Here is a 10,951-nt window from a genome sequence, read left to right as displayed (position 1 = left end):
GAATATATCCGTACAGGCAGATGTCTCTTCGTTGAAAGGAAGCTCCGATGCTTCATCTGAGGGGTGGCTCACAAATGGATCTATTAACGGAGTTAATGGAAAACATAGCCTTAGATCGCCGCGCACCTTGCAGCTAAAGCGACCAGTGTGAGACTATTTTTTTATTTCAACATTATCCTGGGCATTTCCAATCAGCTTCAGAATATTTTCGGCCAGAATATCTACATATTCTTCAGGATCCATATTATTGTCGTTCCACCAGACAACATAGCAGAGGAGCGATCCAAAGAAGGCCCTTCTCACAGGTGTGGGTACCTTATTTCCCGTAAGCGCTTCTAGATTTGAGAACATTTTGTCCATTTCCTGAAAGCACATTTCACGGAGCGCGAGTTCGATCCGTTTGTGCCTCCCCTTATTTGCCATGGTCATCAGAAGGAGATTTCGGAGTTCAGGACTCTCGTATTTCCTCAGAAATGATAAACCGAAATCTATAATGAGATCCTTTGCAGTACGATGATCCCTTTTATTTACATCGGTAATCTCCTTCACAGGCACAGATAACAGTGCTACTCTTTCAACCAGATTCTCTTTCTTCTTGAAATAAAAGAAAATTATACCCTTGCTAACTTTGGCTTTTGATGCGATTTCATCGATCGTTGCTGAATCATAGCCCTTCTTGGAAAAGACCCTTATGGCAGCGTTAAGGATCTTTTCTTCTTTATCGCCATCTTTATTCATATTATAGTTAATGCAATTATTGTATATCTCTTAATCGGTTGGTCAGCATAAATCGATCAGTCAGTAAAAAGACTAATATAGTTTTTGACCATACAGTCAATCATGGCAACAGCACAGAATAAAAACTTAAGAAAAGTTGGGCTTGATTTCGGGCTCGTAAGCGGCGCTGAATGGCTGATTATAATAGCAGCATTCATGGGGAGATTCCTCCTTCAGTTCTACCAGACATCGATCGGATCTCTCGGACTGGCTTTTCATATGAACTCCTTTGAGGTTGGCATAGGCTTTGCCCTATTCACACTTGCGTTTGCTGCCTCTGCGTTTTTGATGCGTACATTCAAACCAAGCCAGTTAAGAACTGTTGAAATAGTCTCACTCGTCCTTTTAGGCATCACGATGCCCCTCTATATATTTGTGTCAGGTTATGCAGATGTATATGGGCTTATGATCGTTGACGGTTTCATAACTGGGCTGGTCATGGATTCGTTCATGACCATGGCAGGCATGGCCTCCAAGGATCAGTCAAAGAGGCAGGTGGAACAGGCATCATTTTCTTTTTGGGTGGCTCTGGCGCTCATCATTGCACCATTTGTCACTGGGTACCTCCTTCACCTCGGAATAAAGGAGATATTCCTTATATTTGCCGTCATGGCCTTCGTCGCAATACCATTCGTCTTTGCGCTCAGGGGTAGATATGCATTACAGTACATGGAGGCCAAGGGACATAAGGGAAATGCCAGTATCTCTTCACTTTTCGAAAACAGGCAGTTCAACTGGGCAGTCATCGCAGCATTCGCCTATACGATTCCATTCTACATTATATTTTCATACGGGGTCATATATGGCAGCGTCCTCGGGCTTTCCTCAACAACGGTGTTCTATCTCTTAGCCGTGATGTTCATTGGTGATGTTGTTACCAGATTCATAATAAGGCTAAAGTCACCCATACAGAATAGGAGGCCATACATGGTCTTCGCTGTAACCATAGCGTTGATTTCCTCCGTTTCCCTTGCTCTTAGCTCCATTTCAGTGGTATTCTTCATCTTCGCCTTTCTGATAGCAGCCATACCTGACGGAATTGCATGGACTCTTGGAATACAGATAGCGAATACAACATTCAAGCCCGAAGAGATAGGTACATCAACATCATTCTTCAGCTCGTCAATGATGATCATGTCCGCACTCATGCCTCTGGTGGGATACATGTTCTCTGTCAAATACTTGGGATTTACAGCGACGCTATGGATATTCGCTGCTATAACTGGAATACTCTTCGTATGGGAACTTCTCCTTAGACCAGTAAAAATTACGGTACCGAAGGAAAACAAGGACGCGAAGGCGTGAGATGAAAGCATGGCAGGGGTTGCGCTTCCAATCCCTATTCAGGAGGACGAGGATGATATTCCAATTAACTTCACACCCTTCAGGATCAGAACAGAATGAGGTGAGGATGCGATGGTGGTAGAGCACGGAATGGGATCGAGCTGACTGCGGGAGCTCTCTACACCGTCGTGATCATTGTTGCCCTGACCTTTGTCATAAGGGCCAGCAACAATATGATTCAAACAACGATACCACTTCTGGCAAAGTATGATCTTTCGTACAGCCAGTTCCTTGTGGGGATGCTTGTTGCAGCCTTTTCAGCTTCCGCACTTGTTTCATCCCTTATGAACAGCAGAATTCATGTCGGGATCCGCAAAAAACTGTTCATAGGATCTTCAATTGCATATCCCATGACAATCTTCTCATTTTTCTTTTCTTCTTCTGTTTCAGTAGTGGTCCTCGTGTTGGCCAGTGGCTTATCCTATGGATTCATTTTCCCGAACATAATGACCTCCGCTGGGTTGTTTCAGGACAAAATGTCAGGGAAAGGATACTTGCGATCTACACTCTTGCGCTGGCGGTAAGCCTGATTGCAGGACCGGCTCTGGAGTCGGTCATTCTCGATCATTATTCGCTTAGAATCGCTTTTTTGTTCTTTTCGCCACTTGGAATCATCGTGGCAATTCTTTCCCCACTAGTAAGGTTCCCTGAAGAGAAGAACAACGCAAAAGATCATCTGTGTGGGATCATCCTGGCTTTAAGGTTGGAATCTACACGTTCCTGGTGTACAGTATGTCAACAGCACTGATACTTTCATTTGGAGGAATATTTGCCAGGCAGGCCTATGGCGCTTCCTATTCTCTGATCGCGATCCTTTTCGCAGTTTTCTTTACGGCATCGTTTACAACAAGGGTACTATTCTCTATTCTTCAAATTGGAGCCATATTCCCGTATGTTATTTTTATGATGTCCATTTCGATCCTCGGACTCGTCATGATTTTTTTGAGCAGCAATATAATGGTTTATGCAGCTGCGTTCATCATTCTCGGAATACCACATGGACTCGGCATGCCAATCGCCATGTTTTCAATTGGGCGATCATTTACGTTTGAGGAGAGAAATGTGGCTAACAGCTACTTCACCTCAACGATGATGCTCATGATGGTGATCATGCCGGTAATCGGAGGCACTTTTCTGAATATGGTTGGTTTCAAACTACTCATGCTTCTCATAACGCCAGTAACAATCGTGCTGATGATCCTTGCGCTGAGAGTGTTTATTTTGAGGAAGAGGCTTAAGCCCGGATATTAAACCAGGATGAGGATAATGCGCTTAGGCAAAAAATTGGCCCAATCATCTGATGGGACGCTCCAGTACTATGTTAAATTCCTTCACTTCTATTTCGAAACTATTGAGTTTCTGCTGGATGAACTCCTTAATGTCAGAACATGCCCTGTCTACTATATTTATCATTATTCTCTCGTCGCCTGTCATGACCGTTACCTCCTTCACTCTCGTTTCGGATCTGAGAAACGAGATAAACTCGTTCATCCTGGATGGATTGATCACAAGAAATATCATTGCCTCGCAGCCATACCCCATCTTTGAGTAATCGAGTATCGCCTTGCAACCTGTAATGACGCCTCTCTTCTTCAGAAGTTCGATCCTGTCTCTCACCGTCCACATGTTTGCGTTTAGATCTTTCGCTATATCTGAATAAGTTAGGGTGCAATCCTCCTCAAGAAGCGCGAGTATCTCCTGATCCAGGCGGTCTATTTTAAAATCCTTCACGGAGAATTAATGGCATACCATATTAAGAATTTTATTGTCTCTTCATTTTTTAACAAAATTATAAAGGAATACTGAATTATGACAACCAATTGATGAATGGCGCAGAATAATTGCAATATTTGTCAAAAATCCTTAATTATATTCCATACATAATTAAATATGGCTCAGGAGTTATACTCCAGCAGCAAATACTCAGAAGAATCCAAATCGACCAACGGAGCCAGGACCACCAGAGTCTTGCTCCCAACAAAATGTAATGATTCCGCGATAGAGGCCATTCATGAGTTCTTAGGCATGATCGGTGGAAAAATAAGCGTGGATTTCCTGAACATACTGCCACCTTCACACGGGGACATGTGTTTTCCGAAAAATATGGATGAAGCGATGTATGACAGGGCCATAGCGGAGAGGGAGCTCTATAGGTTCACAAAGAAGCTGCCAAAACGCGAAAACGTGGTTTACAATTATAGGGTTGCAGAAGGCGACCTTTTCGAGACGATAACTGGCATGTCGAATGATGGGAAATACGACCTGATCGCCATGGAGGCCAAGGACTTCTGTTATCGCCTCGGTTCAATAATGGACGTGACAAAGTTGCTCGATTCTGTGAGAATACCGATCGTGCTGTTTGGTGGTCGGATTAGGTCGGAAGGCCGTGATGAACAGCATTCGGAGGTGAATATCTGATGAGGGAAAAAAATATTTCTCAGACCATTGCATATATATTCGATGACGCGGAGGTGAAGATCTGATGACGGAGGAAAAGAACAGTCCAGGGGTAAATTTCTATGGATCCGAGAATCTGCCAGATTCCACTGAGCTCATTGCGCAGTTCCAGAAGATAGTTGATCACAGATTTGCAAGATTCATAATGACAAGGCTGACGAGCCAGAAGAAATTCGAGCATCTTCTGGGTGTGTTTGCCGGCGTTGAGGATCCTGAGGGCATAAGGGAATCAACGGAGGTCAGGATGATCGAGGCCGCGCTAAAGCGAGGTATGAAAACGTTCCATGTGGATAGCATGGGTGCGATCAAAAACGCTCTGAAGGAAAAATACGTGAGGAAAGGTGTTGCGCTCACTCTAAGGAGCGTGGCGAAATATGGAATAACGAAGCCGCAGATATTCGATGCACCGCTTATGGTGGTCTGGAACACAACGAAACAGTGCAACCTCAACTGCCTTCACTGCTATGCGAATGCAGGATCGAAACATCCAGATGAGATGACGCTGGATCAGAAAATCAGGGCAATAGACATGATGGATGAAGCTGGGGTGACGATGATAGCATTCTCCGGTGGTGAACCGCTCATAAGCCCGGATTTCTGGAAGATCGCTGAATACGCTTCCAACAAGGGATTCTACACAACGATAGCCACAAATGGAACACTGCTCACAAAGGGCGTTGTGGATCGCCTGGCAGATGTCGGCATAAAATACGTGGAAATAAGCCTCGATTCTCCAGATCCAGAGGTGCATAACAGGTTCAGGGGACAGCAGATGGCATGGGAACGGACGGTTCAGGGCATAAAGAACGTAGTGGAGAAGGGAGTATTCGACACGGCGATAGCGACAACCGCAACCAAGTACAACTACAGGCAGATGGACAGGATGCTTGACCTTGCAATTCAGCTTAAGGTGAAGAAGTTCATCGTCTTCAACTTTGTACCGACAGGCAGGGGAAAAGAGATAATAGATGAGGATCTCACGCCTAAAGAAAGGGAAGATCTTCTCAATTTTCTATACGATAAGTGGCAGCAGAAGGTTGGGCCGGATATATATTCAACCTCACCTGAATATTCGAGGATCGGCATAAACAAGATACTTGAGGGCACGGGAAAGACCTACTCGCCGACGCACTTTGCGACCATGGAGACAGGATCAAACGGAATAGCCATGGCTGAATTCATAGGAGGATGCGGTGCAGGCAGGGTTTATGCGGCTCTTGAAGATAACGGAGATCTCGAACCATGCGTCTTCCTTCCAATACGGGTTGGAAACATACTCAGGGACGGCCTTCAGAATATATGGGAGAACTCAAAGGTACTGAAGGATCTCAGGGACAGGGACCATCTCGAAGGCGTCTGCGGAACATGCCCATTCAAATACTCATGCGGTGGATGCCGGGCAAGGGCCTATGGCTATTACGGCGATTACATGCAATTAGATCCGGGATGCCTGTTGAATCAGAGCGCTTATGAAGAGGTGGTTCTGAAACTGAACCAGGAAGCGGTCAAAGCATGAAGATATTGCTGCTCTCTCCGCCGACAGATTCCGTAATAAAGTCGGTCATAGGGACAACCGGCCCGCCCCTTGGCCTGGCTTATCTTGCCTCGGTGGCAAGGGAACAAGGAGACGATGTGAGGATAATTGATTCGATAGCCATGGATTATACAAAAGGCCAGGTGAAGGGGTTGATCAAGGCCTATGATCCGGACCTGATAGGCATAACCTCAACGACATCCATGATTCCAGACGCCTACAATATAGCCAGATTCGCAAAGACCTACAATAGCGATATTAAGATAGCCATAGGTGGGCCGCACGTAACCTTCACTCCGGACACCACACTCAACGAGTCACCTGATATAGACTACGTGATTATCGGAGAGGGAGAAACGGTATTCTCGAATCTTCTGCAGTACCTGAAGGGAAAAAAGGATCTCAGGGAGGTAAGGGGAATATCGTACAGAAATTCCGGAGGCATAGTGATCTCGCCGCCGGAGGAGCTGATAAAGGACATAGATTCCATACCCATGCCAGCGCTGGATCTTCTTCCGATGGACCGTTATGTCGCAGACAGGAAGAGGTTTGGAACTATAATGACTTCACGAGGCTGCCCTTACAACTGCATATTCTGTTCGTCATCTCTCCAGTTTGGGAAAAGGTGGAGGGGGCACAGTACGGAGAGGGTAATGGCGGAACTGCGCAGGCTGGTATATGACTACGGCCTGCATGAGATAGAATTCCTGGACGATACCTTCACGCTCAACATGAAGAGAGCCATGGAGATCGCACATAAAATAAAGGAGGAGAAGCTGGACATCAGATGGTCTGCATCGGCAAGAGTGAACCTATTCAGCGCTGAAATTGCAAAAGCAATGAAAGATTCCGGAGCCCACACCGTTTACTTTGGAATAGAATCTGGCAACCAGAAGACACTTGATTTCATAGGAAAGGGTATCACGCTGCAGCAGGCCATGGACTCCGTCAGGAAGGGAAATGAGGCTGGCCTGAACACCCTGGGTTCCTTCATAATTGGTTTTCCCGACGACACGAAGGAGGATGTACGCAACACGATAAGGTTTGCGAAGAAGGTGAAGGTCATGCTTGCACAGTTCACCATAGCAACGCCATATCCAGGGACCAGACTATGGCACCTTGCAAAATCAAGAGGGCTCATAAAGACCATGGACTGGAGGAAATACACGACGTTGAGCCCGGTTATGGCTCTGGCAAACTTCACGGACGCTGAAATACTCAGATGGCTCGGAAAAGCCTATGTCAGCTTCTACCTCAGGCCCAGCTATCTTTTACACGATCTGATAAGGGATCATGGTTTCGTGTTCAAGCGGATAATACCGTACTATTCCAAGGCCATAGCAGCCTTCAAGCGGGGTGACGGCCTCCAAGAAGATTTTTCCAAGACTATTTCCTGATATTTTCATGGATCGGAATAACCGATTCTTTATTTTTATAATAATACTTTCATGGCATAAAGGCGGCGAATGATGAATTGAATATTGTAAATAATGGTGTGCTGAAATCACAATTTGTTGGTCGAAATGCACAGCGAGGTCAAAAAATTGCGTATAAAGTTCTTCAACAAGGCACATATTAATCTTCATGGATAAAAGATATAAAGAAATAAGGAACTTTGCAGAACAATCCCTGGGAGAGATGCCCCAAGTAATAGATCTGCTCTTCAAGCTTGACGAAAACTCGGCCATTGAACAGTTCGATCAGAATCAATCACTTTATCTGGGGAGATCCAGTCTTTCAATAAAGACCAGAGTATTGATAGCCATGTCAGTTGCACTTGCGAACGGTCCAAAAGAATCAGCGATGATACATTACAAGCTTGCCAGAAGGTTTGGCGTAGATCCGCTTGAAATTGTTGATGCGATGAGGGCCACAAAGATGGCACTTATGTCATCCACCCTAGATAGCATCGATATTCTTATCGATCAGTTCGGAGATGAAAAGAGGTCTGATGAGGAAGAAGAAGGCATAAAATTGCTGCTGGATGGTGTGAAATCAGAGGCTGATGCCGTTCCAGAAAGGGTCATCATGGCTTCCCATTTCTCCTCGCAGCTTGTGAAGGAGCATCTCAGAGAGAAGAAAGCGATGTTGAAACCCATTAGGCTGACAGCAAAGGAAATGTATGCTATAGCCTTCGCGGTGAGCTCCTCCATCCGGGATCGTGAGTGTGAGAGAGTATACCTTGGGCAGTTTGCAAAGAATGGTGGAACAAGATCCGAAGCCGAAGACATACTGGCAACGACGAGGTTTCTGGTTGGCAACAGATCTTTCGTAAATGGGTTGGATGTACTGAAGACGCTCACGTCCCAGTGAGGCTGATCTTCAGCTAGATCCATATCTTTGTCTATAGTGGGCCCAAGAGCGTTCAGGGTTGAGTATAAGTTCGGATATTTTCAGATTTATGTGATGCATTTTTGAATGGATTTCACAAGCCGGAATCTCGTTATGCTGCATTTAATATAATTGTCGATTCTCGTTATAAATGCATTGACAAGATGTGCAGATCATTCGCGCATCAGATCTCAGCAATATAATATGGCAGATCAAAATAAAAAAATGTTGTGATGATCATGTCATCATTGAAATCGGAGAATTGAATGAATTTTTTACCTTTCCTCGAATACATCTTCTCCGGCCTTCTTGCTCTTCCTCACAACTATCACAGGAATTCTGACCTTGGATATCAGCTTGAGAGTGACACTGCCGATAAAGAAATCTGAGATGTAGGCATAACCGCGATGGCCTATGAGCAAGGCGTCATATTCCCCACCGTTCGCCAGGTCTATGAGAACGCTTGCCGGATCGCCATCCATGATTGTATACGTTATCTTCCTAGCTCTGGCGTTCAAGTCCCTGATGAAATCCTTCATCTTCTCCTCAGCTTTCTTTCTAGCATATTCAATTCCATCCTCGTCAACGAAATCCTCGAGCTCCTTCATTCCAAGCGGTATCACATACACGAAGTTTATCTCATCTACTTCTGTTAGAACTCTCAGGCCGGATTCTACAAAATCCTTAGAATCCGGAGAGAAATCTATCGGAACCAATATTTTAACCATTATCTAGCACCTCCAACAGATCCAGCAATCTCTTCGATCTCCTCCTGGGACACCGCATCCCTGCCCTTCATACCGAAGAAGTGCGCTATTCTGGGTCTGAGCTTTATGTATGTTATCAGGAAGATGACCTGGAAGATCGGGAGGGTACCTGGAGCTATGGCGACCAGGGGAGAGAAGGCCGTGGCGGCGATTGCCACTGCTGTGCCTTCATTCTTGCCTATGCTCGGGAAGAGACCGGCCATGGAATCCCAGTAGTTGAATTTCAGTGCCTTGAAGAGTAGAGTGAGGAATACCAGAGAAATCGTACCGAACGCAATGGCGGAATAGAATACGCCCAGCACTGCATGTATATGCGATATTATCATCCTCGAATCGCCGAAGAAGATGACAAATATGATCATGAACATGCCGATCATCGTTATGGAGGAAAACACAGGGCTTATCTCCCTGAACCTTTGTTTTCCGAGCTTTCTCATCAAGCCCTCGTGCGTAGGAATACCGACGATGAGCGGGGCCACTATTATCTCCAGTATTGTTATTACCAGCAGCATGACAGATACATGTATGTGATATGCTGCCCCGTAGGCGCCGGCGTAAAGAGGTATAAGCGGTATGCCTATGAGGAATGTTATGGCCACCAGAGCCGTCGAAGCCTCTATGTTTCCCTTCATGAGACCAACGTAGCCTACGCTCATGGATGAACAGGGAACTAGCCATGCAAGAAAGAGGCCAAGTTTAACAAGAGGATCCGTCACGAAGATATCGCCGAGCAGTATTGCCATAAGAGGGCCCCAGGCAAAGTTCATCAGCAAGACGATAAGCAGAAGCTTCCAGTTCTTCAGGGCCTTTCCTAGCCCCCTGAAGTTCATCATGACCATCATTGGGAATATCATTATTATTATGGCCGCAAGCTCCAACGTCTTTATCAGGCCCTTGTTCAGTGCAACCCACTGATAATCATAGTATCCTGCAATAAGTCCGAGGATTATGGCTATGCTAACGTACACGGCCAGAAATCTGTCCAGATGATCTCTGACCTTCACTAGTCTGCTTATTTCGGACATAAGGGTTGCAGATTGAAAAAATACTTAACAATTATATACAAAAATTGCGCCTTATCTTTTATAGCCCTTTTACAGCTTGGGTAGGCGTGAGATGAGAACCTGAAAGGATCATGGTCGGCTGCATCTTTCATACATCGTGATCCGCCGTTGTCGCAGAAACTTATTTTCAAGGGATAAATTGGCTTTTCAGTGGCTGAGCCTATACCCTATGACAAATGTGAGCTGTTCGGATTATGTATTTGCTAGATAGTCTTAAATATATAAATAATGTTCATATAAATATGAACGCTCGGGAAGATCAGAGACCGATCTCGCTTGATCCCCTTGAGATTGATGATTTTGAAAGGATGGCCAGAATGTACCTTGCCATGGCATCCAGGGTTAGGCTCTCGATCATATATCTCATAAGGAAATACGGTGAGGTGTGCACCCAGCAGTTGATGAAGGCGCTCAGCATATCGCAGCCCTCCGTCACTGCGCATCTCAACAGGCTCTACAGGGCCGGCATACTTACGAGAACTGAACGGAAGAAATTCACATTCTACAGGATAGACGAAAGGGCTGTCAATCTGCTGGATCCATTTCTGAAGTATGCGAAAAAACTGGAAGAGATAAAGGAAGGATAAAATTGGTATTCTCCGATGTTATCGTTTATTTTCTCATTTCATTTGAGATGGCCATCGCGAGAAATATCAGGAACGCAATATCTTCAGACC

The 10,951-nt window shown here is 45.3% G+C and carries 12 protein-coding genes; 8 read left to right on the top strand and 4 right to left on the bottom strand.

Annotated features, from left to right (window positions below; all coding sequences use genetic code 11):
• Positions 1 to 153: 153 nt before the first annotated feature.
• Positions 154 to 738 carry a TetR/AcrR family transcriptional regulator gene (locus F6Q11_RS07090; RefSeq protein ID WP_297027769.1) on the bottom strand — a complete coding sequence of 195 codons (585 nt, stop codon included), beginning with the start codon at positions 736 to 738 and terminating at the stop codon, positions 154 to 156.
• Between the two features lie 102 nt (positions 739 to 840).
• Here F6Q11_RS07090 and F6Q11_RS07085 point away from each other — a divergent pair, with 102 nt between their 5' ends.
• The 3 genes from F6Q11_RS07085 to F6Q11_RS07075 all read left to right on the top strand — a co-directional run bounded on the left by F6Q11_RS07085 (position 841) and on the right by F6Q11_RS07075 (position 3,372).
• Positions 841 to 2,082 carry an MFS transporter gene (locus F6Q11_RS07085; RefSeq protein WP_297027767.1) on the top strand — a complete coding sequence of 414 codons (1,242 nt, stop codon included), beginning with the start codon at positions 841 to 843 and terminating at the stop codon, positions 2,080 to 2,082.
• Positions 2,083 to 2,249: 167 nt separating this feature from the next.
• Entirely contained in the window at positions 2,250 to 2,645 is a 396-nt protein-coding gene (locus tag F6Q11_RS07080; protein WP_297027764.1) for an MFS transporter, read from the top strand.
• A gap of 154 nt (positions 2,646 to 2,799) precedes the next feature.
• Positions 2,800 to 3,372 carry an MFS transporter gene (locus F6Q11_RS07075; protein ID WP_367119339.1) on the top strand — a complete coding sequence of 191 codons (573 nt, stop codon included), beginning with the start codon at positions 2,800 to 2,802 and terminating at the stop codon, positions 3,370 to 3,372.
• Between the two features lie 42 nt (positions 3,373 to 3,414).
• On the opposite strand, the gene F6Q11_RS07070 is transcribed toward F6Q11_RS07075, so the two are convergent.
• On the bottom strand, positions 3,415 to 3,852 hold the full coding sequence (locus tag F6Q11_RS07070; RefSeq protein WP_297027762.1) for an Lrp/AsnC family transcriptional regulator: 438 nt from the start codon (positions 3,850 to 3,852) through the stop codon (positions 3,415 to 3,417).
• Positions 3,853 to 4,011: 159 nt separating this feature from the next.
• Here F6Q11_RS07070 and F6Q11_RS07065 point away from each other — a divergent pair, with 159 nt between their 5' ends.
• The 4 genes from F6Q11_RS07065 (at position 4,012) to F6Q11_RS07050 (ending at position 8,425) form a co-directional block, all read left to right on the top strand.
• Positions 4,012 to 4,539: a hypothetical protein gene (locus tag F6Q11_RS07065; protein ID WP_297027760.1), complete on the top strand. Its 528-nt coding sequence runs from the start codon at positions 4,012 to 4,014 to the stop codon at positions 4,537 to 4,539.
• Between the two features lie 64 nt (positions 4,540 to 4,603).
• On the top strand, positions 4,604 to 6,094 hold the full coding sequence (locus F6Q11_RS07060; protein ID WP_297027758.1) for a radical SAM/SPASM domain-containing protein: 1,491 nt from the start codon (positions 4,604 to 4,606) through the stop codon (positions 6,092 to 6,094).
• The gene (locus tag F6Q11_RS07055; RefSeq protein WP_297027755.1) at positions 6,091 to 7,509 is read left to right on the top strand and encodes a B12-binding domain-containing radical SAM protein; all 1,419 of its coding nucleotides are present in this window, start codon (positions 6,091 to 6,093) and stop codon (positions 7,507 to 7,509) included. Before F6Q11_RS07060 ends, F6Q11_RS07055 begins: the two co-directional genes overlap by 4 nt.
• A 187-nt stretch (positions 7,510 to 7,696) precedes the next feature.
• Complete coding sequence (locus F6Q11_RS07050; protein ID WP_297027752.1) at positions 7,697 to 8,425, top strand: carboxymuconolactone decarboxylase family protein; 729 nt, start codon at positions 7,697 to 7,699, stop codon at positions 8,423 to 8,425.
• Between the two features lie 293 nt (positions 8,426 to 8,718).
• Here F6Q11_RS07050 and F6Q11_RS07045 read toward each other — a convergent pair whose 3' ends face one another.
• Positions 8,719 to 9,171, bottom strand: a complete 453-nt coding sequence (locus F6Q11_RS07045) for a universal stress protein (RefSeq protein ID WP_297027749.1) — start codon at positions 9,169 to 9,171, stop codon at positions 8,719 to 8,721.
• Positions 9,171 to 10,235 (bottom strand): arsenic resistance protein, encoded by a 1,065-nt coding sequence (locus F6Q11_RS07040; protein ID WP_297027746.1) that lies wholly within the window; start codon positions 10,233 to 10,235, stop codon positions 9,171 to 9,173. Before F6Q11_RS07040 ends, F6Q11_RS07045 begins: the two co-directional genes overlap by 1 nt.
• A gap of 281 nt (positions 10,236 to 10,516) precedes the next feature.
• Here F6Q11_RS07040 and F6Q11_RS07035 point away from each other — a divergent pair, with 281 nt between their 5' ends.
• Positions 10,517 to 10,861 carry a helix-turn-helix transcriptional regulator gene (locus tag F6Q11_RS07035; protein WP_297027743.1) on the top strand — a complete coding sequence of 115 codons (345 nt, stop codon included), beginning with the start codon at positions 10,517 to 10,519 and terminating at the stop codon, positions 10,859 to 10,861.
• The last annotated feature ends 90 nt before the right edge of the window (positions 10,862 to 10,951 follow it).

This window comes from Thermoplasma sp., assembly GCF_008709555.1.
GTDB lineage: Archaea > Thermoplasmatota > Thermoplasmata > Thermoplasmatales > Thermoplasmataceae > Thermoplasma.
This window is presented reverse-complemented; position numbering and strand designations above follow the sequence as displayed.

What these genes read in the sequence shown, in the direction of transcription:
- F6Q11_RS07050 (WP_297027752.1), top strand. Translation starts at nt 7,697, where the DNA reads ATGGATAAAAGATATAAAGAAATAAGGAACTTTGCAGAACAATCCCTG.
- F6Q11_RS07035 (WP_297027743.1), top strand. Translation starts at nt 10,517, where the DNA reads ATGAACGCTCGGGAAGATCAGAGACCGATCTCGCTTGATCCCCTTGAG.
- F6Q11_RS07055 (WP_297027755.1), top strand. Translation starts at nt 6,091, where the DNA reads ATGAAGATATTGCTGCTCTCTCCGCCGACAGATTCCGTAATAAAGTCG.
- F6Q11_RS07065 (WP_297027760.1), top strand. Translation starts at nt 4,012, where the DNA reads ATGGCTCAGGAGTTATACTCCAGCAGCAAATACTCAGAAGAATCCAAA.
- F6Q11_RS07090 (WP_297027769.1), bottom strand. Translation starts at nt 738, where the DNA reads ATGAATAAAGATGGCGATAAAGAAGAAAAGATCCTTAACGCTGCCATA.
- F6Q11_RS07045 (WP_297027749.1), bottom strand. Translation starts at nt 9,171, where the DNA reads ATGGTTAAAATATTGGTTCCGATAGATTTCTCTCCGGATTCTAAGGAT.
- F6Q11_RS07085 (WP_297027767.1), top strand. Translation starts at nt 841, where the DNA reads ATGGCAACAGCACAGAATAAAAACTTAAGAAAAGTTGGGCTTGATTTC.
- F6Q11_RS07060 (WP_297027758.1), top strand. Translation starts at nt 4,604, where the DNA reads ATGACGGAGGAAAAGAACAGTCCAGGGGTAAATTTCTATGGATCCGAG.
- F6Q11_RS07040 (WP_297027746.1), bottom strand. Translation starts at nt 10,235, where the DNA reads ATGTCCGAAATAAGCAGACTAGTGAAGGTCAGAGATCATCTGGACAGA.